The following is a 25,467-nucleotide window of genomic DNA, read 5'->3' as shown; positions in this document are numbered from 1 at the left end:
GGAGGAAGACGATGAACATTCTCGTAGTCGGACGCGGCGGGCGCGAGCATGCCATCGCTTGGAAGGCGGCGCAAAGCCCGCTTGTTGGCAAGCTGTATGCCGCGCCGGGCAACCCGGGCATCGGGGAAGTAGCAGAGCTCGTCGACATTGATGAACTCGATCTTGACGCGCTTGTTCAGTTTGCGAAACAAAACAAGATTGATTTGACGATTGTCGGGCCGGAAGCGCCGCTGGCCGCCGGCATTGCCGACCGCTTTATGGCGGAAGGGCTGCGCATATTCGGCCCGAGCCAAGCGGCGGCGCTCATTGAAGGAAGCAAAGCGTTTGCGAAAGAGCTTATGAAAACATACGGCATCCCGACGGCGGAACATGCGACGTTTTCCTCATATGAACAAGCCAAAGTGTATATTGAGGAAAAAGGAGCGCCGATCGTCATTAAAGCGGACGGGTTGGCCGCTGGAAAAGGCGTCACTGTCGCCCAAACAGTGGAAGAAGCGCTGGCCGCAGCGAAGGCCGCGCTTGTCGACGGACAATTCGGTGCAGCCGGCAGCCAAGTCGTGGTCGAGGAGTATTTGGAAGGCGAAGAATTTTCGTTTATGGCGTTTGTAAACGGCGAGAAGGTGTATCCTCTTGCCATCGCCCAAGACCATAAACGGGCGTATGACGGGGACGAGGGACCGAACACTGGGGGGATGGGAGCGTATTCGCCCGTGCCGCAAATATCCGCCGATACGGTCCAAATCGCCTTGGAGACGATTTTGCGTCCGACCGCCAAAGCGTTAGTGGCCGAAGGCCGACCGTTTACCGGCGTCCTGTATGCCGGGTTGATTGCCACACCAGCCGGGCCGAAAGTGATTGAATTTAACGCCCGGTTCGGCGATCCGGAGGCGCAAGTCGTACTGCCGCGCTTAAAAACCGATTTGCTTCAGGCGATCTTGGTAGTGATGGACGGAAAAGAACTGGAGCTCGAGTGGACGGACGAAGCGGTGCTTGGCGTCGTGCTGGCGGCGAAAGGCTATCCAGGCGCTTACGAACGCGGGGCGGCCATCCGCGGACTTGAGCGGCTCGCTCCGGATGCGTTGTTGTTCCATGCCGGCACGAAGCGGGAAGATGGAACGCTCTATACAAACGGCGGCCGCGTCCTGCTGCTGGCGGCCAAGGGGGCGACGCTCGCTGAGGCGAAGGAAAAAGCATACGAGCAATTGGCGGCAATTGACTGTGACGGCCTGTTTTACCGCTGCGACATCGGCCGGCGCGCTATCGAACGCGCCTCCGCCGCAAATACACGTACGACAGGGCGATAATGCCGCCGATCAACGTCGCCAACACAAACGACATATCGGTCATATATTCAAGCAACATCCTCATTCACTCCTTTGTATCGAAGGTGTCCCGGACGCGGGACACCTTTTCTTGCGTGAAACGAAGCGACTTAGCCGTACGGAGACGTAACGGATCATCCCAACGTTGTTTCAACGATGTTTCCTGACAGGTGCGGAAGCGGTTTATGCTTATGTCGGATTGACAACGGCTTCCTTTTGTTCATCGAGCAGCCGTTCGCGCTGCATATTGTCAAACAGGGCCGTCACCGGACAAAAACGGGTAATCCCTTCGCCAACTTTCATGGCTCCAAGCACGATGGCAAACAAATACGACGTGCACCACGGCCGCCGGGCGAACCGGGCTGTCGCCCATGCGACGACGGTTAAGCCGAACGTGATGCGGATCAGTGCGTTGACAATGCCGATATTCGCCATTGGTGTGTCCCTCCTTATCTTTTTATTGTGAAAATCGCTTTCGTGCGTTAAAATGATTATATGGAACGATTAGGAAACAAGGGACGGGGTGTCAATGGGCGAACAACGCTACCGATGGAAAAGCAGTGAACTGCGCGAACAGGCAGCGGTGATTGATGGCAAACAATCGCCGACAAAAGTATTAACGAACGCAACGTATTTGCATTCCTATTTCCGCGAGTGGGTGAAAGGGAATATATGGATACATGGCGACCGTATTGTGTACGCCGGAGAGCGGCTTCCCGACCGTGTCGATGAATCATGTGAAATTGTCGACTGCCGCGGGTATGTGCTCGTCCCCGGCTACATTGAGCCGCATGTCCATCCATTTCAATTATATAATCCCCATTCCTTTGCCCGTTATGCGGCAACGTGCGGGACGACGACGCTGGTCAATGATAACTTATTTTTCCTTTTGCAAGCTGGCGATGAAGAGGCGTTTTTATTTTTGCAAGAAATGAATGCGCTTCCAACCTCGATGTATTGGTGGTGCCGCTTTGACGGGCAAACGGAGCTAGAGCGCGAAGATGAGCAGCTGTCAAACGCTCGGATCAAACGGTGGCTGGATCAGGAAACGGTTCTTCAGGGCGGTGAGCTGACATCGTGGCCTAGGCTCGTCAGCGGTGATGACATCGTTCTTTACTGGATGCAAGAGGCGAAACGGCGGCGCCGTAAAATCGAGGGGCACTTTCCGGGAGCGTCGGAGAAAACGCTGGTGAAAATGGCGCTTTTTGGTGTAGACGGAGACCATGAAGCGATGACGGGAAAAGAAGTGCGCCTGCGCCTTTGGCACGGCTATACGGTCACGCTGCGCCATTCGTCAATCCGCCCGGATTTGCCGGTGCTGCTTGAGGAAATGAAAGCGCTTGGCATCCGGTATTATGACAAATGCTTATTGACGACCGATGGTTCGCCGCCCGCCTTTTATGAAGACGGAGTCATAGATCAGCTGCTCCGCATCGCCATTGAGCATGGCGTGCCGGTGATTGATGCGTATGCCATGGCGACGATCAACGCCGCCCGTCATTACGGCATTGAACATCTTCACGGCAGCATCGCTACCGGCCGGATTGCGCATATCAACTTCTTGCGCTCGGCCCATGACCCGACGCCGGTGCAGGTGCTTGCCAAAGGCGAATGGGTGAAGCGGGAAGGGGAGCCGTCAGGCGCATGGCCAGCACCGAAATGGGAACAGTTTGGCATTCGGCCGCTTTCATTGTCATGGGAGTTGGAATGGGATGATTTGCAGTTTTCGATGCCGATGGGGCTGCGCATGGAAAATGCGGTCATTTTAAAGCCGTACTCCGTGTCGATCGATACGTCGCACGACCGGTTAGGCCACGACCATGACGAATGCTTTTTAGTGCTGCTTGACCGAAACGGCCGCTGGCGCGTCAATACGATGTTAAAAGGATTTTCATCGGCGCTCGGCGGGTTAGCGAGCTCATATTCGAACACCGGCGACTTCATTTTGATCGGCAAACATAAAGAAGATATGATGCTTGCCTTTCAGCGGATGAAGGACATCGGCGGCGGCATCGTGCTCGTTGAGGACGGAACCATTTTATTTGAGCTTCCGCTCCCGCTTGGCGGCATGACGTCCACCTTGGACATGAAACCGTTGATGAACGAGGAAAAGACATTCGTCCGTCTTTTGCGGGAACGTGGGTATCATTTTGAGGATCCGGTGTACTCGCTGCTCTTTTTACAGTCAACTCATTTGCCATACGTGCGCATTACCCAGCGCGGCATTTATGATGTGATGCACAAAACGGTACTCTTTCCTTCGATAATGCGGTAAAATAAAAAAGAAAAAGGTTGTGTGTCCATTGAAACGCTGGCTGTTTGCCATCAGTTGCGCGGTGCTGTTACTAGGCGGCTGCACCGCTGAAAGCGGGCCAAAACGAACTGAGCCGGCCAAGCCAAATCCGGTGCACGAGCAGTCGGCCGAGTCCCCGGGAGAGGAAAAACAAACGTTTCCGCTGACCGGATTGCCGGCAGAGGGGGACGTTCATCAACGCGTTGTCGGCGTCATGATCAACAATCATCCGAAGGCGCGTCCGCAGTCGGGCCTCCGCCAGGCGGACATCGTGTATGAGGTGCTCGCCGAGGGAGATATCACCCGCTTTTTAGCGCTGTATCAAAGCGAGCTGCCCGAGCGGGTTGGACCGGTGCGGAGTGCGCGCGACTACTATATTGATTTGAGCGACGGCTACCATGCGATTTACGTTTGCCATGGCTGGAGCCCGGAGGCAAGAACGCGGCTTGAGCGGGGCGGGACTGACTATTTGAATGGATTGTTCTATGACGGCACGCTGTTTCAGCGCGTCTCATTCCGCAAGGCGCCGCATAACTCATACATTACGTTCGCTGACATTGAAAAAGGAGCCGAGCAAAACGGATATGCGTGGACAGCTGATATTGCCCCGCTGCCGTTTCGCGACGATGAGCCAAGCGGGGAGAAGGCCGAGACGGTTCGCATTATCTATTCGCACCGGGCGTATGCCCAAGTCGAATACCGATATGCGCCGGAACAAAAAGGGTATTACCGATACAGCGGCGGTGAGCAAACGATCGATTACGATACGCATGACCCGGTCGCGGTGCAAAACGTGATGATCGTCGCCGCCCGCCACCAGGTGATCGACAGTTACGGACGGCGCGACATTGACGTAACGTCCGGCGGTAAAGGCTACTTGTTACAAAACGGTGTCATCCAGCCGATCGAATGGAAAAACGTCGATGGGCGGTTGCTGCCGTACCGCGACGGGGTTCCGATCGGATTCGTGCCGGGGAAGACGTGGATCCACATCGTTCCGGAACTGGCGATCGTGCAATGGAAATGACGGGACAGCCTGCTTTGTTTACCAAGGGCTGGGGCCGGCCGATGGGGTGATGTGGATAGAAAATGTCCGCAGGCGGCTTTCGGAGAGACATATATGGCTGCCGCGGATTAGAATATTTTCTCGCTAAACGTAAGGAGGAAACAGGCATGCAAATTGATAAGCTGCGCGGCAGAGAGCTCGATCAACTGTTTAAAGCCATTTTATCGCTGCGTGATGTAGAGGAGTGCTACCGCTTTTTCGACGATTTATGCACGGTGAATGAAATTCAAGCGCTCGCTCAGCGGCTCGAGGTGGCGCGCATGTTGCGCGAAGGGTATACGTACCATAAAATCGAAACGGAAACCGGGGCGAGCACAGCGACCATTTCGCGTGTCAAACGTTGCCTCAATTACGGCAATGACGCCTATGCGATGGCGCTTGACCGCATTAAAGAGGAAGAACACGAGACGGCCAACGAAGCATAACGTCCAGCGCTGCAAGGAGATTCCTTCCATCTGAAAAGGAACTCCTTTTCTTTTTGTGGATTTGTTATAATGAAACAATGGAGTAATGACGTGGAGGGATTTTGTCATGGAAGAGATTCGCGCTTGGCGCCATGTGTTTAAACTAGACCCGAACAAGCCGATCGATGACGAGCGCCTTGAGCGTCTTTGCGAGTCCGGAACGGATGCCGTCATCGTTGGCGGAACGGATGGGGTGACGCTCGATGGCGTGCTCGATTTATTGGCCCGCATCCGTCGCTTCTCGGTGCCATGCGCGCTCGAAGTGACCGATATGGACGCGTTGACGCCGGGATTTGATGCGTATTTCATTCCGATGGTGTTAAACAGCCGCCATGTCGAGTGGGTGATCGGACGGCATCATGAGGCGGTAAAACAGTATGGCGACGTCATGAATTGGGATGAAATTTTCGCCGAAGGCTATTGCATTTTAAACCGGGAATGCAAGGCGGCGAAGCTGACGGAGGCTGATACAGCGCTCGATGACGATGACGTCGTGGCGTATGCCCGCCTCGCTGAGCATCTGTACAAGCTGCCGATCTTTTATCTCGAATATAGCGGCGTGTACGGCAATCCGGCGCTAGTGGAAAAAGTGAAACGAGTGCTCAGCCGAACGCAGCTCGTTTACGGCGGCGGCATTACGGCGCCGGAACAGGCGGCGGAAATGGCCCGCTATGCCGATACGGTCGTCGTCGGCAACGCTGTTTACAGTTCGTTTGAAAGCGCGCTGGCGACGGTGGAGGCGGTCAAGCGGATCGCTGGCGAAAATGGGATGAATGGTGTAAAATAGAACATATGTTTTATTGGTGGTGGAAACGATGAATTTTTTGTCTGAAAAGTTGCTCGCTCATCTAAACAAGGAGCAGCAAGAGGCGGTCAAAACAACGGAAGGCCCGCTGCTCATTATGGCCGGGGCGGGGAGCGGGAAAACGCGCGTGTTGACGCACCGAATCGCCTATTTAATGGCGGAAAAGCATGTCGCGCCATGGAACATTTTGGCCATTACGTTTACGAATAAGGCGGCGCGCGAAATGCGGGAACGCGTGCAAGCGCTCTTAGGCGGAGCGGCGGAAGACGTCTGGATTTCGACGTTCCATTCGATGTGCGTCCGCATTTTACGCCGCGACATTGACCGCATCGGCATTAACCGCAATTTTTCGATCCTCGATCCGACCGACCAGCTTTCGGTGATCAAAACGATTTTAAAAGAAAAGAACATCGATCCGAAAAAATTTGAGCCACGGACGATTTTAGGCACGATCAGCGGAGCGAAAAACGATTTGCTCGCGCCGGAACAATTTGCGAAGCGGGCCTCGACGTATTACGAAACCATTGTCAGCGATGTGTATCAAGAATACCAGCAGCGTCTTCTCCGCAACCATTCGCTTGACTTTGACGATTTGATCATGACGACGATCCAGCTGTTTGACCGCGTGCCAGACGTGCTTCAATATTATCAATATAAATTCCAGTACATCCACATTGATGAGTATCAGGATACGAACCGCGCTCAATATACGCTTGTCAAAAAGCTGGCCGAGCGGTTCCGAAACATTTGCGCCGTCGGCGACGCCGATCAGTCGATTTATCGCTGGCGCGGGGCGGATATCCAAAACATTTTATCGTTTGAGCGCGATTATCCGAACGCAAAAGTCATTTTGCTCGAGCAAAACTACCGTTCAACGAAGCGCATTTTGCAGGCGGCGAACGAAGTGATTGAACATAACGTCAATCGGAAGCCGAAGCGGCTTTGGACGGAAAATCCGGAAGGGAAGCCGATCATCTATTACGAAGCGATGAACGAAGCGGACGAAGCGCAGTTTGTCGCCGGCCGCATTCAAGAGGCGGTGGAGCGCGGGACGCGCCGGTACAGCGATTTTGCGGTGCTGTACCGGACGAACGCCCAGTCGCGCGTCATTGAGGAAATGTTGTTAAAAGCGAACATTCCGTACCAAATTGTCGGCGGCTTAAAGTTCTATGACCGGAAAGAAATTAAAGATATTCTTGCCTATTTGCGCGTCATTGCCAATCCGGATGACGATTTAAGCCTGCTTCGCATCATTAATGTGCCGAAGCGCGGCATCGGCGCCTCGACGATCGATAAGCTCGTCCGCTACGCGGCGGAGCACGAGCTGTCGCTGTTTGAAGCGCTTGGAGAGCTCGAGATGGTCAGCCTGAGCGCGAAGGCGGCCGGTGCGCTCGCGGCGTTCCGCGGCCAGCTCGAGCAATGGACACAGCTGCAGGAATACGTCTCCGTTACCGAACTCGTCGAAGAAGTGCTCGACAAATCCGGCTATCGCGACATGCTCAAGGCGGAGCGAACGATTGAAGCGCAAAGCCGGCTCGAGAACCTTGATGAGTTTTTATCGGTGACGAAGCATTTTGAAAACGTGAGCGATGATAAATCGCTCGTCGCCTTTTTAACCGACTTGGCGCTCATTTCCGATTTGGACGAGCTAAACGGCAACGACCAAACGGCAGAAGGGGATGCGGTCGTGTTAATGACGCTTCATGCTGCTAAAGGACTCGAGTTTCCGGTCGTCTTTTTGATCGGCATGGAAGAAGGCATTTTCCCGCACAACCGTTCGCTTGATGACGAAGACGAGATGGAGGAAGAGCGGCGGCTGGCGTACGTCGGCATCACCCGTGCGGAAGAAGAACTCGTGTTGTCGAGCGCGCAAATGCGGACGTTGTTTGGCAACATTCAAATGAACCCGCCGTCGCGTTTTTTAGATGAAATTCCGGCGCATTTGCTTGAGACGGCTTCGCGCCGCCAAACAGCAGCTTCACGTCCGGCCGTCTCGCGTTCGCATGGAAACGGCGCCGTCGGGGGCTGGAAAGTCGGCGACCGGGCGAACCACCGGAAATGGGGAGTCGGCACAGTCGTCAGCGTCCGCGGCGGCGGCGACGATCAAGAACTTGACATCGCCTTCCCGAGTCCGACCGGCATTAAACGGCTGCTCGCCAAATTTGCACCGATTGAGAAAGTGTAAGAAAGGAGAACGGGTGAACGTATGGACCGCCAACAAGCCGAACGGCGCGCGGCCGAGCTGCGCGAACGGTTAAACCGCTACGGATATGAATATTATGTGCTTGACCGGCCGTCTGTCCCGGATGCCGAGTACGACCGGTTGATGCGAGAGCTCATCGCCATTGAGGAACAGTATCCGGAGCTAAAAACGAGCGATTCGCCGACTCAGCGCATCGGCGGCCCGCCGCTTGAGGCGTTTCGCAAGGTGATGCATCGCGTCCCGATGATGAGCTTAGCGAACGCGTTTCACGAAGGCGATTTGCGCGATTTTGACCGCCGCGTCCGCCAAGAAGTCGGTGAGGCGGCGTATGTGTGCGAATTGAAAATTGATGGCCTTGCCGTCTCGGTCCGCTATGAAGACGGTTATTTCGTCCAGGGGGCGACGCGCGGCGACGGAACGACAGGGGAAGACATTACGGAAAATTTGAAGACGATCCGCTCGCTGCCGCTGCGTCTCAACGAGCCGGTGTCGCTTGAGGCGCGGGGCGAGGCGTTTATGCCGAAAGCGTCGTTTTTGCGTCTCAACAAGGAGCGTCAAGCGCGCGGGGAAGAGCTGTTTGCCAATCCGCGCAACGCCGCGGCGGGCTCGCTCCGCCAGCTCGATCCGAAAGTGGCGGCCTCGCGCCAGCTCGATTTGTTCGTCTATGGGCTAGCCAATGCCGAAGAGCTGGGCATTGACTCGCATAGCGCGGCGCTCGGCTACTTGCAGGCGCTCGGGTTCAAAGTGAATCCGGAGCGGCGGCGCTGCGCCACGATCGATGAAGTGATCGCGTTTGTCAACGAGTGGCACGAAAAACGGCCGCAGCTGCCATATGAGATCGACGGCATCGTCATTAAAGTTGATTCGTTTGCCCAACAGCGGCAGCTCGGGGCGACGGCGAAAAGCCCGCGCTGGGCGATCGCCTACAAATTCCCGGCTGAAGAAGTGGTCACAACGCTGATCGGCATTGAGGTGAATGTCGGCCGTACCGGCGTTGTCACCCCGACGGCGATCCTGGAGCCGGTTCGCGTCGCCGGAACGACCGTGCAACGCGCCACCCTTCATAACGAAGATTTTATTCGTGAGAAAGATATCCGCATCGGCGATGCTGTCATTATTAAAAAGGCGGGCGACATTATCCCGGAAGTCGTCGGCGTCGTCGTGGACCGACGCGACGGGGACGAGGTGCCGTTTACGATGCCGACGCATTGTCCGGAATGCAAAAGCGAACTCGTTCGCCTTGAAGGAGAAGTGGCGCTCCGCTGCTTAAATCCGAAGTGTCCGGCCCAGCTGCGCGAACGGCTCATCCATTTCGCCTCAAGGGCAGCGATGAACATTGAAGGGCTGGGGGAAAAAGTCGTCACCCAGCTGTTTAACGCCGGCCTTGTCCGCGATGTCGCCGATTTGTACCGGCTGACGAAAGAACAGCTTGTCAGTCTAGAGCGGATGGGCGAAAAATCAGCGGCGAATTTGCTGACGGCGATTGAAGCGTCAAAACAAAACTCGCTCGAGCGGCTGTTATTCGGCCTTGGTATCCGTTATGTCGGGGCGAAGGCAGCCCAGCTGTTGGCCGAACATTTCGAAACGATGGAGCGTCTCGAGGCAGCGACAAAAGACGAATTGATGGCCGTGCCGGAGATCGGGGAAAAAATGGCTGACTCGATTACCACTTATTTTTCCCAGCCGGAAGCGGTTGAGTTGTTGAATGAGCTGCGCACCTATGGTGTCAATATGGCATACAAAGGACGGAAACGGACGGCTGAAACGCCAGCCTCATCGGTGCTGGCCGGCAAAACGGTCGTCCTGACCGGCAAACTTGCGTCGATGTCACGAAATGAAGCGAAAGAACAAATCGAGCGGCTCGGCGGTCGTGTCACCGGCAGCGTCAGCCGCAGCACCGACATCGTCATCGCCGGTGAAGATGCCGGTTCAAAGCTCGATAAAGCTCAGCAGCTTGGCATTGAGATTTGGGATGAAACACGATTTTTGCAAGAGATAAGCAGGGAGGAACAATGAAACGAATCTCAATCATTAGCAGCTTGGTTGCCTGCCGTTGGACAAAGCGGGCCCGAAAGCGGCTCGCCGTCCTCGGGCTCGCCTCCTTCTGTTTGTTGTCTGCGTGTGCGCCAAAATTTGACCAAGGCGAAGAAGTTGTGCAAAACAAAGGAAGCAAAGAACAAGAAGCCGTCATTCCAAAATACAACATTTCCGATTCGCATTACCGCGTGGTCTTGCCGTTTAAACCGTCCGGGGCGCGCGGCCAGGTCGTCAACGACTTAAATACGCGCCTTGATGTCGATGAATTTGAGACCGGGCTCATGCGCTTGGCCTCCGAACAATTTTCCCCGGACGATTACTTGTTCCAAGAGGGGCAATATTTGGACGGTGAGACAGTTGGAAAATGGCTCGCCCGGAAGCGGACGAACAATCAGCTAAAAGAAGAGAAAATGAAGCCGGAAGACAACATCGGCTTAAATCCGCCGATCAGCGATACGGGAACGAACGAGCAAAAAAACAAGCAAAGTCCGATTTATTTGGCGAGCATTTTGGAGCACGACTATTTAGTGAAAGTGGACAACGATAAGGTGAAACTCGGCGGTGTTGCCATTGGATTGGCGCTCAACTCCGTTCACTATTACTCGACTGAGCAAGGCTACCCGCGCGAGGTGAAAATCAAAGATGATGTCATTGAACGGGAAGGAAAACAGATTGCCGCCGAGGTGCTAAAACGGCTGCGAAATATAAAAGGGCTTGGCAGTGTACCGATCACGATTGCCTTATACAAGCAAGCGCCGCGCTCGTCTGTCACTCCGGGGCATTTTTTCGCGGTCACCCACGTCGATGAAGGGAGCAGCACGATTGACAAGTGGGAAGCGGTGAACGAGGAATATTACTTATTCCCGTCCGATGAAGCGGAAAAAAATCACCGCGACGATTGGCTGAAATTCAATAATTTTAAATCAGACGTTGAGGACTTTTTCCCGAATTACACCGGCATCGTCGGCAAAGGGCTGTATGTCAACGATCATCTCCAAAAGCTGACGATCAACATAACGATTCCGTTTTATGGTAAAATGGAAGTGATCGGTTTTACGCAATATGTCACCGGCTTAGTAATGGAGAAGTTCCCGGATTACATCACGGTCAACGTTTACATCTCTTCAACCGGCCAGCCAGAAAGTCTTATTGTACGTCAAGCGAAAGTAAACGAGCCGTTTGTGCATATTTATCGATGACAAACCAACCATGGCACGACATCCTCTCCAGATCAGCTGGGGAGGATGTTTTGCTGATATGAAGCGTTTAGAAGGCCGGCGACAAACGATGATGTTTTTCAAGGAGCAGGTTGCTTCACCGCCCTGTTTCTCAAATAGGGAAACCTTGTGTGATCAGCTTCTCGTTTCACGTCATCCGACGTCAGCCAGGAGCGATCGCTGTTTTTCACGAGCCTTCCAAGTCTGTGAACATGGCTGCGGTGATTGTATTCGATCAATGCGCAATCCATAACACTGCGTACCGGTTTCGCCTAACTCACATTTCGCACCCTCCCAACGAAAATCGGGAGGATTTTTTCGTTCCGATGTCGAATGAATCCTTGACACACAAGGAAAGTGAAGGAGTTTTTCTCTCATGAACGTTCAAGTCAAAAAGGTCTGTCATACGGAACGACCAGCGATGGTAAAAAAAGGATAGCCATCGCTCGTCGTGTTGGTCAAAAAGTTATTCTGAAAAACTAAATAAAAAATCCTTTGTTTTGACCTTGTTAGGGTGCGAAATGTGAGGCCTAACATGGAGCGAATCGGTAGAAGCGGCGCTTTGCTTGACGGACGAAGGATTGGTAAAATGATGGTTCAGAGACAGCTTTTTGAGATCGGATGGGAACGGTTGCCTTTGTCATGATGGGATCCAAATGGGGGCGTTTGTTCCAAACATACGCGGGTAAAGGTGTGGATATCAATGAAAGCCATTTGTGTATTTTGTGGATCAAGCTATGGACAGAACGGCAAGTATAAAGAAGCGGCGCGGGAGCTCGGAGCGTTTTTCGCCCGCCGCGGCATTACGCTCATTTACGGCGGCGGAAAGGCCGGGCTGATGGGGGAGGTGGCTGAGGCCGTGCTAAGCCACCAAGGGCGCGTTATCGGGATCATTCCACAGTTTTTGAAAGATCGGGAAGTGGCGCATGATCGGCTGAACGAGTTGTTGGTCGTCGATACGATGCATACGCGCAAGGCGAAAATGAACGAGGCGGCCGACGGGTTTATCGCTCTGCCCGGGGGATACGGAACGTACGAAGAATTGTTTGAAGTGCTCTCGTGGTCGCGCGTCGGCCTTCACCAAAAACCGATCGGCCTACTCAATGTCGACGGCTTTTTCGACCCGCTTCTTGACTTGCTTCGCCATACGGTGCAGCATGGATTTGCCGCTCCACAAGATCTGGAACTGATCGTGAGCGCCGAGGATGTTCCGACGCTGTATGAGCGGATGAGCCTGTTCCGTCATCATCGCGGGCAGCGATGATGACGGATCTTTTAGGCTCCAATGGCGGCCCATTTGATCTCTCATGGCCGATAGAAACGATGGCGCAGGCTGCCGGTGATTCGTCAAGCCGGTGCCTTGTTTACTTCATAGGCGGCGCAAATGCCGGATTCAATCGCTCCTTGAATCCAGCCGTGGTGGGTGGACGCATGTTCGCCGGCAAAATGGACCCTTCCTTCAGGGAGAGCGATATAAGGGGAGAGTTCTGTCACTTGATTCGGTTTCATCATCGTAAAGGCGCCGCCCGAGTACGGATTGCGCACCCAACTATGGCTTGTTCCAGTTTCAAATTCGCGGTACACTTGTTCCCCATGGAGGACGGCTAAGTTTTTGAGCGTGTATTCAAGCCGCTCCTCATCGCTTAAGCTGTCCCACGGGATCGTGTCGTCTTCCCACGTATAGCTCGCTAAGACGACGCCAGGCCCTGCCGTGCCGATGCCTTGGCTCGGATATTGGGTGTATCGAATCGGCAGATCCGACACGGTTTTACCGCCGAACATCCCTTCTTTTTCCCAAAACCTTGTTTTAAACTGGATGCCCGTTTTCGTTGAGCCGGCATAATGCAATTCGCGAATGGCCTTCCATTTGTTCTCGGAAAACGAATGGCGCGGTTCGATGTCGACAAACTGCAAAACCGAAAACGGGATGGTGACGATCACCCGATCGGCGGTGATTTGAAACGGCTGGAAAATCTTCGTATGGGTCGCATGGACGGTGACGTTGTTTGGGGTTTGGACGATTTTTTGCACTTTATGACTAAAGAGAATCTCGTCCTTCAGCTGCGGCAAAAAAGCTTTGGGAAGCTGGTCATTGCCGCCGGCGATTTCATAAAAGCGAATGTTCGGCGTAAACAAGACCATCAGTTCGCGCAACACTTCAAGAAACGACAATTCCGGGAAGCCTTCAAGCGAGAGAACGGCTTTGATCATGTCGATGGCTCCTACCGACAGCCTCGGGCCGAATGGGTTGTAGCGCAAATAGGCGTCCAGCGAATAGCGGTCGAGCCGTTCGATGACAATCGGCCAATGTCGTTCGGGATGTTGTTCAATGAATTGAATGACCGGACGAATGGCCATTTGCAACAGTTCGGAAGCGGTTTTGCCCCGTTCGTGAGGGGCGACGGGAAAGCCGAAGAGATCGGGATGCCGCTCGTATTCGCTCAGGCGCGCTTTGACGCCGCGAAAATAGAAAATGTCGCGCGGGGTGCTGTTGATAAACGGGTGGAGCGGCAAGTTGAATTTTTTGATATATTCCAATGTCAATGGATGGGTGTGCGGGATGCGCATCGCGCCCGCCTCGAGATACTGATCGTCGCGGAAGTCGGAGCGGAGCGTGTAAATTCGGCCGCCGACCCGCCCAGACGCTTCAAGAACGGTGATGCGATGGCCTGCCTGTTTCAACAATGACGCCGCGACAAGCCCAGCCATGCCGGCGCCGATAATGACGACCGTTTTCGGAGCGGATGGTTTCTTTAATCCGTTTCGAATGATCGAGATCATCGTCTCCATTGGCAGCCTCGGAGAAACATACGGATGCGCCACGTGTCCATCCTCCTTTGCCATGGGGCAGCTTCCTTGGATGGAGCTGCGGTTATTCCATCCTATTCAGCGGCAAAGGAGGATATGTGGGGTGTGGTCACAATTCGGAAAAGATATACGTCCCTCCGGCCAGCTCGAGGCGGCGCTGCAGCTTGCTGCCGACGATGCGGCACGCAAACGGCCTTGTCGACGGGGGTTCGTCTGCTTGGTAAAAGCGGAGGCTGACGCCGCCAACCGTTAGTTCGGCATAGGTCCCCGCCTCATCGCGCCCCACATTCGCTGCCGGCAAATCAAACAGCCGACGGTAGCTGTTGACGGCGCGGTCGAGATCAAGCGTATAGATGCTGATGGACGACAGGGAGGGAGATCCGATCGGATGGCGCATGAGCGGCGCCAGCTCGTTCATCCGCACGTCATCGCGCTCGTCCCACTGGATGAAAAACGGGTAGCGGCACGCGCCGTCTGCATCGTCTCGGATAAACAGCATCGACCACGTCAATAACTTGCCGTCATCGCGCTGGCGGCTGCCGGGGAACGGCCCGATCGGAGTGAATCCTTTGCTTTTGAGCTGTGCAGCCAGCTGTTGGATATCGTTCGTTCGAAAGGCAAACTGGGAGAAGCCATTCCCCTCTTGACGGTCAGCGACAAGTTGGGCAATAAGCGGATTTTGGCAGGCGTTCGCTGTCTGCTCATCGGCGATGCCGATCCATTCGATGTAGCTTAGCGGCGCGAAATAGCATAACGCGTTATACGTTCCCCATGCCTCATGGCGGCCGCCATGGGAGGTCGTAAACCCTAATTGCTCAAACGCTGCTTTCGCTTGTTCGGGGCGCTCGGTTAAATGAACGAGATGGTCAAACGCGACGTTCATGGCGGCGAACTCCTTCTGTATTGGGAATAGATGAGCGGAACAGCATTTCTTTAAGCTTGTAGATGATGCGTTCGTTATCGACGGTGCGATGGGCGATAAAATTCAAGTCCAGCTTGATGTCTTCGATTTGGGCAGCCAATTGCTCATAGCGGGAATCCATTTTCTGTTCGAGGCGGTCCACCGTTTGTTTCAATGAGGCAAATTCTTGGTGAAGATGGTGGACATCGGCGGCGAGAGCTTCTAGTTTGGCGTCTGTTTCGTCTTGGCGGTGGAGAAGAGCGGCCACGATGCCGTTCAATTCCTTTTGCCCGGCGCGAAGCGAATCTTGTTCTTGGCTCAGACGCTGTTGTTCCAAGCGGATTTCCTGCTGTTCTTTTCGGATTTCCTGCTGTTCTTTTCGGATTTCCTGCTGTTCTTTTCGGATTTCTTGCTGTTCTTTTCGGATCTCTTGTTGTTCTTTTCGGATTTCTTGCTGTTCTCTCCGAATTTCTTGTTGCTCTTTCCGAATTTCTTCTTGTTCGTGGCGAATGGCGATTTGTTCTCGCTCGAGCCGCTCTTGGCCTTCTACGAGCTTTTGCAGCGTGCCATCCATGGCGCTTAGGCGGTCGAGCACTTGGGCGAGCAAAGCGTCACTCATCGTCATGATCCCCCCTTTTTCGTCTGTTATGGCCATTATAGTACATACGTTCGGGGTTGTCAATCAAGAAAATTTGAACATCCATGGCGGACAAACTCCTTCATATTCCTTGTTTGTCAACGGTTTACTCCATATCGATGCCCAACAATCCTCCCGGTTTTTGTCAGTAGCATCTAAAATATGAGATGTTCACATGGAAGCAAATACGTTTGGCAATGAGATGAAGAGTTTTGGAAAAATATAGGGGGAATCGTTTCATCTTTATAGTGCACTTGCACTTGGTGAAACTTTTGATCTTGCAAGGCATATTTTTCGACGGTCTCATGAACCGGATCGACAATCCAGTATTCTCTGACACCAGTTTGTTCATAGTTGTGAAACATTTGCATCGCGAATATGTAGATTGATTCTCGCCCAGAACACGCGGCAACTGTTGCTTCATTCGATGAAAGTTTGGTATCATCATGGTATTGTGATAGGTCGAACTCGTTGGAGGTGAAACTATGTCGCGAATTTCCATTGACCAAGTCAAACACGTCGCCGACCTAGCGCGGTTGGCGATTACGGAGGAAGAGGCGGAGATGTTTACGAAACAGCTTGATGCCATCATTACGTTTGCCGAGCAGTTGAATGAGCTGGATACGGAAAACGTACCGCCGACATCGCACGTGCTTGATATGAGAAACGTGATGCGCGAGGATATTCCAGAACCGGGGCTGCCGCGCGAAGAAGTGTTGAAAAACGCGCCAGATCAGCAAGACGGCCAGTTCCGTGTGCCGGCCATTTTAGAGTAAGGAGGGGGATTTATGTCGCTTTTTGACCATTCCGTGTCAGAATTACATACGTTGCTGAAGAAAAAAGAAGTGTCGATTTTCGATTTAGTCGACGAATCGTACCGCCGCATCGATGAAGTGGAAGAGAAAGTGCAAGCGTTTTTAACATTAAATGAAGAACAGGCGCGGGCGAAAGCGAAAGAGTTGGATAACCAGCTCGCCAAAGGCGAAGAAACGAACCCGCTGTTCGGCTTGCCGATCGGCATTAAAGACAACATCGTCACAAAAGGGCTGCGTACGACATGCGCCAGCAAAATTTTGTACAACTTTGACCCGATTTACGACGCCACTGTCATGGAGCGGTTGAATGCCGCAGGGACGATCACGATCGGGAAGTTGAACATGGACGAGTTCGCCATGGGCTCGTCGACGGAAAACTCCGGGTTTCAGCTGACGCGCAACCCGTGGGACTTAGAGCGCGTTCCGGGCGGTTCCAGCGGCGGTTCGGCGGCGGCGGTGGCGGCCGGCGAAGTGCCGTTTGCGCTCGGCTCGGATACGGGCGGTTCGATCCGCCAGCCGGCAGCGTTTTGCGGGGTTGTTGGCTTGAAGCCGACGTACGGACGCGTCTCGCGCTTCGGGCTTGTTGCGTTTGCGTCGTCGCTGGACCAAATCGGCCCGATTACGCGCACGGTCGAAGACAACGCGTATGTATTGCAAGCGATCGCGGGCGTCGACCCGATGGATTCGACTTCAGCGAACATTCCAGTGCCGAACTATGTGGAGGCGTTAACGGGCGATATCAAAGGGTTGAAAATCGCTGTGCCGAAAGAATATTTAGGTGAAGGCGTCGATGAAGGCGTGCGCCAGTCAGTGCTTGCTGCGCTCAATGTGCTCGAGAAACTTGGAGCGGCGTGGGAAGAAGTGTCGCTGCCGCATTCAAAATACGCCTTGGCGACGTACTATTTGCTCGCTTCGTCCGAGGCATCAGCGAACTTGGCTCGCTTTGACGGCGTCCGCTACGGCTATCGGACGGACAACGCGAAAAACTTGATCGATATGTATAAACTGACGCGAAGCGAAGGGTTTGGGGCGGAGGTCAAGCGCCGCATTATGCTCGGGACGTTCGCGTTAAGCTCGGGCTATTACGATGCGTATTACAAAAAAGCGCAAAAAGTTCGGACGTTGATCAAGCGCGACTTCGAAAACGTATTTGAACGATATGACGTCATCATCGGCCCGACAACGCCGACGCCAGCGTTTCAAATCGGCGAGAAAACGAGTGATCCGCTGACGATGTACATGAACGACATTTTAACGATTCCAGTCAACCTTGCGGGTGTACCGGCGATTTCCGTGCCGTGCGGCTTTGTCGATGGCTTGCCGGTCGGCTTGCAAATTATCGGCAAGCACTTTGATGAAAGCACCGTCTACCGCGTCGCCCACGCTTTTGAACAAGCGACCGACTACCATAAGCAAAAACCGGTGTTGTAAGGGGGGGTTAGGTGATGAACTTTGAAACGGTCATCGGACTTGAGGTGCACGTCGAGCTGAAAACGAAATCGAAAATTTTCTCCAGCAGCCCGAACGCGTTCGGCGCGCCCCCGAACACGCAAACGAACGTCATTGACTTAGGGTATCCAGGCGTGCTGCCGGTGTTGAACCGACAGGCGGTCGAGTTTGCGATGAAAGCGGCGATGGCGTTAAACTGCGAAATCGCGACCGAGACGAAATTCGACCGCAAAAACTACTTTTATCCGGACAACCCGAAAGCGTACCAAATTTCGCAATACGATCAGCCGCTTGGCCGAAATGGCTGGATTGAAATTGAAGTAAACGGAAAAAAGAAAAAAATCGGCATCACCCGCATCCATCTCGAAGAAGACGCCGGCAAGCTGACGCATACGGGCGACGGCTATTCGCTCGTGGATTTTAACCGTCAAGGGACGCCGCTCATTGAGATCGTCTCCGAGCCAGACATCCGCTCGCCGGAAGAAGCGTACGCCTACTTGGAAAAATTAAAAGCGATCATCCAATATACCGGCGTTTCCGACTGCAAAATGGAAGAAGGATCGCTCCGCTGCGACGCCAACATTTCGCTCCGGCCGATCGGATCGGACCAATTTGGCACGAAAACGGAGTTGAAAAACTTAAACTCGTTCAACTTCGTCCGCATGGGGCTCGAGTACGAAGCGAAGCGGCAGGAGAAAATTTTGCTCTCGGGCGGCGTCATCCGTCAAGAAACGCGGCGCTTTGACGAAGCGACAAAAACGACCATCCTCATGCGCGTCAAAGAAGGCTCGGAAGACTATCGCTACTTCCCGGAGCCGGACTTGGTCATGCTTTATATTGACGACGAATGGAAAGAGCGCGTCCGCGCCTCGATTCCGGAGCTGCCGGACGCCCGTCGGAAGCGGTATATCGAGGAATGGGGCTTGCCGGAATACGACGCCAAAGTGCTCACCTTGACGAAAGAAATGGCCGACTTCTTTGAAGCGACCGTCGCCAACGGCGCCGACCCGAAACTGGCGTCCAACTGGCTTATGGTCGAAGTATCTGGTTACTTAAACGCCGAGCAAAAAGAGCTCCATGACATCGCCTTGACGCCGGAAAGCTTGGCTAGGATGATCAAGCTGATCCAAAACGGCACGATTTCGTCGAAAATCGCGAAAAAAGTGTTCAAAGAGCTTGTTGAAAAAGGCGGCGACCCGGAGAAAATCGTCAAAGAAAAAGGGCTCGTGCAAATTTCCGACGAGGGAGCGCTGCGCAAAATCGTGCTCGAAGTGCTCGACGCCAACCCGCAATCGGTGGAAGACTTCAAAAACGGCAAAGACCGCGCGCTTGGCTTCCTCGTCGGCCAAGTGATGAAAGCAACGAAAGGACAAGCCAACCCGCCGCTTGTCAACAAGCTGCTCATCGAAGAAATCAACAAGCGGTAACTCATCGGACAAGCCTGCGATTCGCAGGCTTGTTTCGTTCATTGATTTTTTAGACTTTTGAAAAAACTTGATTGACATCCCCTGATCGGAATGGTAGATTTTTATATAAAACTAGTTGGATATCAACACCAAGAGGAGCGGGAGAGGAAGAAACCAAACCGAGGGGGAGGAAAACGATGAGCAATGAACGCACATTCCGCCCGGAAACGCTCGCCATCCACGCCGGGCAAAAACCGGATGGGGAAACGGGCGCGCGGGCCGTGCCGATTTACCAGACGAGTTCGTATGTCTTCCGCGACAGTGAGCACGCGGCCAATTTGTTTGGATTGAAAGAGGAAGGATACATTTATACGCGCATTATGAATCCGACGAACGATGTGCTTGAAAAGCGAATCGCGGCGTTAGAAGGTGGCGTTGGGGCGCTCGCGCTCTCATCGGGGCAGGCGGCGGTGTTTTATTCGCTCATCAACATCGCCTCAGCGGGCGATGAAATCGTGTCATCTTCGTCCATTTACGGCGGCACGTACAACTTGTTCGCCCATACGCTGCGCAAGTTTGGCATTACGGTGAAGTTTGTCGATCCGTCCGATCCGGAAAACTTCGAAAAAGCTATTACTGACAAAACGAAAGCAGTGTTTGCCGAAACGATCGGCAACCCGAAAAACGATGTGCTCGACATCGAAGCGGTCGCCGCCATCGCCCATCGCCACGCCATTCCGCTCATTGTCGACAACACGGTCGCCAGCCCGTACTTGCTGCGGCCGATTGAATTCGGCGCCGATATCGTCGTCCATTCAGCGACGAAGTTTATCGGCGGCCACGGCAATTCGATCGGCGGCGTGATTGTGGACAGCGGCAAGTTTGACTGGAAAGGAAGTGGCAAGTTTCCGGAGTTCACCGAACCTGACCCAAGCTACCACGGGCTGGTGTATGTCGATGCCGTCGGCGAAGCGGCGTACATCACGAAAGCGCGCATTCAGCTGTTGCGCGACTTAGGGGCGGCGCTGTCGCCGTTTAATGCGTTTTTGCTGTTGCAAGGGTTGGAGACGCTTCACTTGCGGATGCAGCGCCATAGCGAAAACGCCCTCGCCGTTGCGAAGTTTTTGGAAGCGGAAGAGGCTGTCGAATCGGTCAGCTATCCAGGGCTTCCAAGCCATCCGTCGCATGAGCTGGCGAAAAAGTATTTGCCAAACGGGCAAGGAGCGATCGTCACCTTTGAAATCAAAGGCGGCGTCGAAGCCGGGAAAACATTGATCGACTCGGTCAAGCTGTTCTCGCACTTGGCCAACATCGGCGATTCGAAATCGCTCATCATCCACCCGGCCAGCACAACGCACGAGCAGCTGAGCCCGGACGAACAGCTGTCCGCCGGCGTCACCCCGGGCCTTGTCCGCCTGTCCGTCGGCACCGAAGCGATTGACGACATTTTGGACGACTTGCGCCAAGCCATTCGCCAAAGCCAGACGGTGGGGGTGAAATAGTTAGGAAGGAAGAAGCCACCCGGCGAGCGGGTGGCTTTCAAAGTGCGGGGGTTGTATATGGAAAGCGTTTGACGATTGTTCTTCCTCCGAATATGCGTTCCCTACTCGCATGGCTTGAGGGAGAGATTCATTAGTATTGATGCCAGCCTGTTCCGGCCGTTCCGAGATGGAAGGGCAGAGGCGCGGTGTTCGCATTTTTGCTGGGACGGCGCCAAAGGGCTGATCACAGCCCTTTGGGTGTCACTTTCTTTTCTATTTTTCGCAGCAACCAGTCGAAGGCAATCGCCAATATGGCGGCTGGGATGGCGCCGGCGAAAATCAAGTTTTTGTCGGCGATGCGCAAGCCGCGGTCGATCAAGTCGCCAAGCCCGCCGGCGCCGATAAACGTCGCCAAAGCGGCGACGCCGATCGTCAGCACCGTCGCGGTGCGCACGCCGGCCATAATGACGGGAAGCGAGAGGGGAAGCTCGACCATCCATAAAATTTGCCGCGATGTCATCCCCATCCCTCGTCCGGCATCAACGAGCGCCGGGTCGACGCCAAGAATGCCGGTGTACGTGTTGCGCAAAATCGGAAGCAAGGCATAAAGCGTCAAGGCGATGATCGCCGGCAGTTTGCCGATGCCGAAAATCGGCAGCATAAACCCAAGCAGCGCCAAGCTCGGAATCGTTTGGATGATGGCGGCGATGCCGATGATTGGCTCGGCGAGTTTGCGATACCGTGTCAACGCGACGCCGAGCGGCACAGCCACCGCGATGGCAATGCCCATGGCAATCGCGGATAACAGTACGTGCTCTTGAAAAGCGATCCAAATCTCTTCTCGTCGCTCAATAAACGTTCGCAATAATTCCATTGTATCCCTCCTTGGTGAAAAAGCAGCGGCCCCGTTCATCGTCGTCTTCCTTATTGAAAAAACGGTGACAGATGGGCCGCCGCTGTCATGGTATCCCTCTTTGGTGAAAAAGAGGCGGCGAGCCAACCGCCTCCTTGTCATCAGCGGAATTCAGCCGCCAATGGGGGCCTCGTCGTATTCTGAAGGGGAAGTTGCGTCCACACCGACCAGCTGCCAACGGGCGAATCGTTTCTGATCGCCTGCTTTTCAGACGAGCGGCTATCGAGCCAATCACACCCGATTCGCTTTTGATGTGCGGCCGTCTTCCATCCGTCCACAAGACTAGAAGATTGGTGAAAAACAGCTGGTTCCCCTGACCGATGAGTGAACATGTGAAAAATAGGACCGATGCATCAGAGTTTTTCTAGTTGAGAAATGACATTGCAAAGCCGTATCTAGGATTAAATCCCCAGCCTCCTAGAAGGTTGGTGAAAAACAGCTGGTTCCCGTGGCCGATGAGTGAACATGTGAAAAGCAGGACCGATGTTGCAAGGTTTTTTATTTGAGAAATGATATTGTGAAGCGGCATGCTCCCGTAAATCACCGGGCCTCTGGGGAGAACCGGCCCCCCTCTGCCCTTGGTTGATGTCTTTATGCGTGCTGCTGGAACGTCCACTCAGCGAGCGCGCGCATCATGCTGGAGCGCGTAATGCCGCCGACAAGGCGGTCGCCATCGAGCACCGGAATGATGCGCACGTCCGGGTCTTGGAACAAGGCGGCGACGTCTGTCACATCCGCTTCTTTTTGTAATGTCGTCACATCGTAATCGGCGATGTCGGCGACAAGCAAATGTTCCTCATTGTATCGTTGCTCGATTTGTTTGAGCGTCACGATGCCAAGAAACGATTGCTTTTTATCGACGACGACCAAACTGTCGACCTTTCGCGCCTTCATCAGCCGGAACGCTTCAGCCAAGCCGCGCCGCGGTGCGATCGTGGCGACGGCATCGGACATTAAATCTTCCGCTGTCGGCACGGCTGTCTGGCGGGTCAGCAAACGGTCTTCACCAATAAACTCGCGGACAAAGGAGTTCGCCGGCCGCCGAAGCATTTGGTCCGGCGTCGCAAACTGGACGACTTCCCCGTCTTTCATCAGCGCGATCCGATCGGAGATTTTAATCGCCTCGTCCATATCGTGGGTGACAAAGACGATCGTTTTATGAATCTCCTCTTGCAAGCGGACGATGTCATCTTGCAGCTGTTCGCGGCTGATCGGGTCGAGGGCGCTGAACGGCTCATCCATCAAAATAATATCCGGTTCCGCGGCCAACGCGCGGACAACGCCAACGCGCTGCTGTTGGCCGCCGCTGAGCTCTGACGGGTAGCGGTGCTTGAACGTCGATGGATCCAAGCCGACGAGGTCAAGCAACTCATCGACCCGCTTTTCATAGGCGCTTTTTTCCCATTTTTTCAGCTTCGGCACGAGCGCGATGTTTTCCGCGATCGTCATATGCGGAAACAACCCGATTTGCTGGATGACGTAGCCGATGTTGCGCCGCAGTTCGACCGGATCAAGCGCAGAAATGTCTTGCCCATCGATATATACGGTTCCCGACGTCGGCTCGATCAACCGGTTGATCATTCGCATCGTCGTCGTTTTTCCGCAGCCGCTCGGTCCGATGAGGGCGACAAGCTCGCCTTTACGGATTTCAAGATTGATATTTTTTAAGGCGACAAATCCATCCTCATACTGTTTTGTGACGTTTTCAAATCGAATCATCCACATTCCTCGCTTTCTAGTCGATCAGTCCTTCCGATTTCAAAAAGTCTATCGCCACTTCGCGCGGCCGTTTTCCTTCCAAATTCACTTCGCCGTTCAGTTCCATCATTTTTTCGTCCGTTAAGATGTTGGCCAATTTGTTTAATGCTTCCTCAAGTCCTGGGTTGGCGTCCAACACGTCTTGACGGATGATCGGCACGGCGTGGTACGGCGGGAAGTAATGTTTATCGTCTTTGAGCACGACGAGATCATATTTTTTGATGCGGGCATCCGTCGTGTAGGCTGTGATGACGTCAATCTCCCCGTTTTTCGCCGCTTCGTATTGCAAGTCCGGATCGATGTTGACCGTTTTTTTGAACTGGAATCCGTACGTATCGACAAGCCCGTCATAGCCGTCGCTTCGCTCAAAAAACTCGGCGTCTGACCCAAAGGTGAGGGAAGACGAATGATTCACTAAATCAGAGTACGTTTTGACCCCGAGCTTTTCGGCAAGGTCTCTTCGCATCGCCAATGCGTACGTATTGTTAAATCCGAGTGGTTTGAGCCAAGCGATGTTGTATTTTTCCTTATATAACTTCTTCGTTTCATTATAGATTTGTTCGGGCGTTTTTGCGGGATCGTACGGCTGTTTTAAAATGTTTAAATACCCTGTTCCCGTGTACTCGACGTACATGTCGACGTCTCCGTTTTCAATGGCTTGCTGCAGCATAAAGGCGCCGCCTAGACTGTCCCTCACTTCCACGTCCAAATCGGTGTTGGCCTTCACATACTCAGCCAATAAATGCGTCAAAATCACCTGCTCGGTAAATTTTTTTCCGCTAATCACAATGTGCCCTTTCGCATCACGTTTCTCGCTGCAGGCGGCCAGTCCGAACACAAGCCCGACAGCGAGCAATAACATGAACCATTTACGCAAAACGATTCCTCCTTTTTTGGATAATATCACAAGAGGGGAAAAAGCGGCCAAACGACGCAGAGGGATGAAAAAGCGTCACAATAAAGAGGATAACGCAATTTGGGTGCAGCTGGCAAATTTGGTATCAGCCGATCTATCCGCCTGTCGCCTGCTCTCGCCGTGAGAGGTGTTCTCTCCTCATCGATGCTTACAAATGCTCGGGAATGCTCTCGAATTCTCCAGAATACTCCGAATTCGAGAGGTTCGGGTTGAATAGGAGGAAAAAACCGGCTGCGGTAAGCGGCCGGATCCATCGAAACGAGTGGGTTCATGATCTGTTGAGGAATCATCTTACGCATGGACGAGGTGGTGAAGAATGCTTTCGGTTTTGAAGACGCGGGCGTTGAGGACGTGCAGTCCCGCTTCATGTTCGGCGAGAGCCGGCAGCACCTTGTCTTCGCGGATCGATGTGACGTGGGTGAGGTCGCCTTTCATTTGGTGGAGGTCGTTAGCCATCGCCTCATAGTTCGCGGTCAGCCCTTCCTGCCCATGGCGAAGCGCTTCGGCAACCGCCTTCGTTTCCGCCGTGCGCTTGTAAAGCAAATCGATGCGCTGTTCGGGCGTGGTCGTCCGCTCCTTCAATTGGGCGAATTGCTGCTCAAGAGCGCTCGCCCGTTCATTCAACTGGGCGACTTGTGTCTCAAGAGCGGTCGTTCGTTCATTGAGCTGGGCGACTTGCGTCTCAAGAGCGCTCGTCCGCTCATTGAGTTGGGCGACTTGCGTCTCGAGGGCGCTTGTTCGTTCATTGAGCTGGGCGACTTGTCCCTCTAAAGCGCCGACTCGCCGTTTGAGCGACTCGGCTGCCGTGCGCGTTGCTTTCACCTCATGCAAAATTTTTCGCAACAGCGCCTCCATGTCGATTCACCTCCTTTTGGTCTCTATTTTACAAAAAAAGCGCATGGATGGCGGGAAAAATTCGGAAAATAGCTTTCACTAGCAAAAGAAAGAACCACACCTTACAATAATGAGTAGAAAA

At 53.7% G+C, this 25,467-nt stretch carries 23 protein-coding genes; 13 read left to right on the top strand and 10 right to left on the bottom strand.

The genetic code is table 11. The features are described 5' to 3' along the window. The first annotated feature begins 11 nt into the window (after positions 1-11). Positions 12-1,304, top strand: a complete 1,293-nt coding sequence (gene purD / locus B9L21_RS14395; RefSeq protein WP_063166888.1) for a phosphoribosylamine--glycine ligase — start codon at positions 12-14, stop codon at positions 1,302-1,304. On the opposite strand, the gene B9L21_RS18305 is transcribed toward purD, so the two are convergent. Then, a complete protein-coding gene (locus B9L21_RS18305) occupies positions 1,258-1,362 on the bottom strand; it encodes an EYxxD motif small membrane protein (RefSeq protein WP_327054892.1) in 105 nt (34 codons plus the stop codon). The two genes, purD and B9L21_RS18305, sit on opposite strands and share 47 nt — an antisense overlap. A gap of 149 nt (positions 1,363-1,511) precedes the next feature. Beyond that, positions 1,512-1,757, bottom strand: coding sequence for a DUF2892 domain-containing protein (locus tag B9L21_RS14390; protein WP_063166887.1), 246 nt, complete (start codon positions 1,755-1,757; stop codon positions 1,512-1,514). A gap of 94 nt (positions 1,758-1,851) precedes the next feature. Between B9L21_RS14390 and B9L21_RS14385 the strand changes: the two genes are divergently transcribed. From B9L21_RS14385 to B9L21_RS14350, 8 genes are all read left to right on the top strand, one after another. Then, positions 1,852-3,597 (top strand): adenine deaminase C-terminal domain-containing protein, encoded by a 1,746-nt coding sequence (locus tag B9L21_RS14385; protein WP_063166886.1) that lies wholly within the window; start codon positions 1,852-1,854, stop codon positions 3,595-3,597. 28 nt (positions 3,598-3,625) lie between these two features. Further along, complete coding sequence (locus tag B9L21_RS14380) at positions 3,626-4,642, top strand: DUF3048 domain-containing protein (RefSeq protein ID WP_063166885.1); 1,017 nt, start codon at positions 3,626-3,628, stop codon at positions 4,640-4,642. Positions 4,643-4,788: 146 nt separating this feature from the next. Further along, a complete protein-coding gene (locus B9L21_RS14375) occupies positions 4,789-5,106 on the top strand; it encodes a YerC/YecD family TrpR-related protein (RefSeq protein ID WP_063166884.1) in 318 nt (105 codons plus the stop codon). Positions 5,107-5,212: 106 nt separating this feature from the next. After that, positions 5,213-5,932: a heptaprenylglyceryl phosphate synthase gene (locus tag B9L21_RS14370; RefSeq protein ID WP_063166883.1), complete on the top strand. Its 720-nt coding sequence runs from the start codon at positions 5,213-5,215 to the stop codon at positions 5,930-5,932. A gap of 28 nt (positions 5,933-5,960) precedes the next feature. Continuing rightward, entirely contained in the window at positions 5,961-8,135 is a 2,175-nt protein-coding gene (gene pcrA, locus B9L21_RS14365; protein WP_063166882.1) for a DNA helicase PcrA, read from the top strand. Positions 8,136-8,156: 21 nt separating this feature from the next. Further along, a complete protein-coding gene (ligA, locus tag B9L21_RS14360; protein WP_063166881.1) occupies positions 8,157-10,169 on the top strand; it encodes an NAD-dependent DNA ligase LigA in 2,013 nt (670 codons plus the stop codon). After that, complete coding sequence (locus tag B9L21_RS14355; RefSeq protein WP_063166880.1) at positions 10,166-11,389, top strand: CamS family sex pheromone protein; 1,224 nt, start codon at positions 10,166-10,168, stop codon at positions 11,387-11,389. Before ligA ends, B9L21_RS14355 begins: the two co-directional genes overlap by 4 nt. 721 nt (positions 11,390-12,110) lie before the next feature. Further along, complete coding sequence (locus B9L21_RS14350; protein WP_063166879.1) at positions 12,111-12,671, top strand: TIGR00730 family Rossman fold protein; 561 nt, start codon at positions 12,111-12,113, stop codon at positions 12,669-12,671. 83 nt (positions 12,672-12,754) lie between these two features. On the opposite strand, the gene B9L21_RS14345 is transcribed toward B9L21_RS14350, so the two are convergent. The 4 genes from B9L21_RS14345 to B9L21_RS14330 form a co-directional block, all read right to left on the bottom strand. Continuing rightward, positions 12,755-14,230, bottom strand: coding sequence for a flavin monoamine oxidase family protein (locus tag B9L21_RS14345; protein ID WP_082816578.1), 1,476 nt, complete (start codon positions 14,228-14,230; stop codon positions 12,755-12,757). A 94-nt stretch (positions 14,231-14,324) separates the two neighbouring features. After that, the gene (locus tag B9L21_RS14340) at positions 14,325-15,098 is read right to left on the bottom strand and encodes a VOC family protein (RefSeq protein WP_063166878.1); all 774 of its coding nucleotides are present in this window, start codon (positions 15,096-15,098) and stop codon (positions 14,325-14,327) included. Then, positions 15,082-15,741, bottom strand: a complete 660-nt coding sequence (locus B9L21_RS14335) for a hypothetical protein (RefSeq protein ID WP_063166877.1) — start codon at positions 15,739-15,741, stop codon at positions 15,082-15,084. Before B9L21_RS14335 ends, B9L21_RS14340 begins: the two co-directional genes overlap by 17 nt. A 167-nt stretch (positions 15,742-15,908) precedes the next feature. Further along, a complete protein-coding gene (locus B9L21_RS14330) occupies positions 15,909-16,118 on the bottom strand; it encodes a Uma2 family endonuclease (RefSeq protein WP_225995675.1) in 210 nt (69 codons plus the stop codon). 120 nt (positions 16,119-16,238) lie between these two features. Here B9L21_RS14330 and gatC point away from each other — a divergent pair, with 120 nt between their 5' ends. From gatC to B9L21_RS14310, 4 genes are all read left to right on the top strand, one after another. After that, complete coding sequence (gene gatC / locus B9L21_RS14325; protein WP_020958508.1) at positions 16,239-16,529, top strand: Asp-tRNA(Asn)/Glu-tRNA(Gln) amidotransferase subunit GatC; 291 nt, start codon at positions 16,239-16,241, stop codon at positions 16,527-16,529. Between the two features lie 12 nt (positions 16,530-16,541). Next, a complete protein-coding gene (gene gatA, locus B9L21_RS14320) occupies positions 16,542-17,999 on the top strand; it encodes an Asp-tRNA(Asn)/Glu-tRNA(Gln) amidotransferase subunit GatA (protein WP_063166876.1) in 1,458 nt (485 codons plus the stop codon). Between the two features lie 14 nt (positions 18,000-18,013). Next, positions 18,014-19,444 carry an Asp-tRNA(Asn)/Glu-tRNA(Gln) amidotransferase subunit GatB gene (gene gatB, locus B9L21_RS14315; RefSeq protein ID WP_063166875.1) on the top strand — a complete coding sequence of 477 codons (1,431 nt, stop codon included), beginning with the start codon at positions 18,014-18,016 and terminating at the stop codon, positions 19,442-19,444. A gap of 176 nt (positions 19,445-19,620) precedes the next feature. Then, positions 19,621-20,925, top strand: a complete 1,305-nt coding sequence (locus B9L21_RS14310; protein ID WP_063166874.1) for a homocysteine synthase — start codon at positions 19,621-19,623, stop codon at positions 20,923-20,925. A 223-nt stretch (positions 20,926-21,148) separates the two neighbouring features. Here B9L21_RS14310 and B9L21_RS14305 read toward each other — a convergent pair whose 3' ends face one another. The 4 genes from B9L21_RS14305 to B9L21_RS14290 form a co-directional block, all read right to left on the bottom strand. Further along, entirely contained in the window at positions 21,149-21,778 is a 630-nt protein-coding gene (locus tag B9L21_RS14305; RefSeq protein ID WP_063166873.1) for an ABC transporter permease, read from the bottom strand. Positions 21,779-22,408: 630 nt separating this feature from the next. After that, a complete protein-coding gene (locus B9L21_RS14300) occupies positions 22,409-23,536 on the bottom strand; it encodes an ABC transporter ATP-binding protein (protein WP_063167421.1) in 1,128 nt (375 codons plus the stop codon). A 16-nt stretch (positions 23,537-23,552) separates the two neighbouring features. Further along, the gene (locus B9L21_RS14295; protein WP_082816610.1) at positions 23,553-24,437 is read right to left on the bottom strand and encodes a glycine betaine ABC transporter substrate-binding protein; all 885 of its coding nucleotides are present in this window, start codon (positions 24,435-24,437) and stop codon (positions 23,553-23,555) included. Positions 24,438-24,782: 345 nt separating this feature from the next. Further along, entirely contained in the window at positions 24,783-25,346 is a 564-nt protein-coding gene (locus tag B9L21_RS14290) for a hypothetical protein (protein ID WP_063166871.1), read from the bottom strand. Between the last annotated feature and the right edge of the window lie 121 nt (positions 25,347-25,467).

This window comes from Geobacillus uzenensis, assembly GCF_002217665.1.
Classification (GTDB): domain Bacteria; phylum Bacillota; class Bacilli; order Bacillales; family Anoxybacillaceae; genus Geobacillus; species Geobacillus subterraneus.
This window is presented reverse-complemented; position numbering and strand designations above follow the sequence as displayed.

Excerpts from the sequence above, each read along its gene's own strand:
- B9L21_RS14310 (WP_063166874.1), top strand. The coding sequence starts at position 19,621 with ATGAGCAATGAACGCACATTCCGCCCGGAAACGCTCGCCATCCACGCC.
- B9L21_RS14290 (WP_063166871.1), bottom strand. The coding sequence starts at position 25,346 with ATGGAGGCGCTGTTGCGAAAAATTTTGCATGAGGTGAAAGCAACGCGC.
- gatA (WP_063166876.1), top strand. The coding sequence starts at position 16,542 with ATGTCGCTTTTTGACCATTCCGTGTCAGAATTACATACGTTGCTGAAG.
- B9L21_RS14385 (WP_063166886.1), top strand. The coding sequence starts at position 1,852 with ATGGGCGAACAACGCTACCGATGGAAAAGCAGTGAACTGCGCGAACAG.
- ligA (WP_063166881.1), top strand. The coding sequence starts at position 8,157 with ATGGACCGCCAACAAGCCGAACGGCGCGCGGCCGAGCTGCGCGAACGG.
- B9L21_RS18305 (WP_327054892.1), bottom strand. The coding sequence starts at position 1,362 with ATGTTGCTTGAATATATGACCGATATGTCGTTTGTGTTGGCGACGTTG.
- B9L21_RS14390 (WP_063166887.1), bottom strand. The coding sequence starts at position 1,757 with ATGGCGAATATCGGCATTGTCAACGCACTGATCCGCATCACGTTCGGC.
- gatC (WP_020958508.1), top strand. The coding sequence starts at position 16,239 with ATGTCGCGAATTTCCATTGACCAAGTCAAACACGTCGCCGACCTAGCG.
- B9L21_RS14330 (WP_225995675.1), bottom strand. The coding sequence starts at position 16,118 with ATGTTTCACAACTATGAACAAACTGGTGTCAGAGAATACTGGATTGTC.
- B9L21_RS14335 (WP_063166877.1), bottom strand. The coding sequence starts at position 15,741 with ATGACGATGAGTGACGCTTTGCTCGCCCAAGTGCTCGACCGCCTAAGC.
- B9L21_RS14350 (WP_063166879.1), top strand. The coding sequence starts at position 12,111 with ATGAAAGCCATTTGTGTATTTTGTGGATCAAGCTATGGACAGAACGGC.
- B9L21_RS14295 (WP_082816610.1), bottom strand. The coding sequence starts at position 24,437 with ATGTTATTGCTCGCTGTCGGGCTTGTGTTCGGACTGGCCGCCTGCAGC.
- B9L21_RS14370 (WP_063166883.1), top strand. The coding sequence starts at position 5,213 with ATGGAAGAGATTCGCGCTTGGCGCCATGTGTTTAAACTAGACCCGAAC.
- B9L21_RS14300 (WP_063167421.1), bottom strand. The coding sequence starts at position 23,536 with ATGATTCGATTTGAAAACGTCACAAAACAGTATGAGGATGGATTTGTC.
- B9L21_RS14355 (WP_063166880.1), top strand. The coding sequence starts at position 10,166 with ATGAAACGAATCTCAATCATTAGCAGCTTGGTTGCCTGCCGTTGGACA.
- pcrA (WP_063166882.1), top strand. The coding sequence starts at position 5,961 with ATGAATTTTTTGTCTGAAAAGTTGCTCGCTCATCTAAACAAGGAGCAG.
- B9L21_RS14305 (WP_063166873.1), bottom strand. The coding sequence starts at position 21,778 with ATGGAATTATTGCGAACGTTTATTGAGCGACGAGAAGAGATTTGGATC.
- gatB (WP_063166875.1), top strand. The coding sequence starts at position 18,014 with ATGAACTTTGAAACGGTCATCGGACTTGAGGTGCACGTCGAGCTGAAA.
- B9L21_RS14340 (WP_063166878.1), bottom strand. The coding sequence starts at position 15,098 with ATGAACGTCGCGTTTGACCATCTCGTTCATTTAACCGAGCGCCCCGAA.
- purD (WP_063166888.1), top strand. The coding sequence starts at position 12 with ATGAACATTCTCGTAGTCGGACGCGGCGGGCGCGAGCATGCCATCGCT.
- B9L21_RS14375 (WP_063166884.1), top strand. The coding sequence starts at position 4,789 with ATGCAAATTGATAAGCTGCGCGGCAGAGAGCTCGATCAACTGTTTAAA.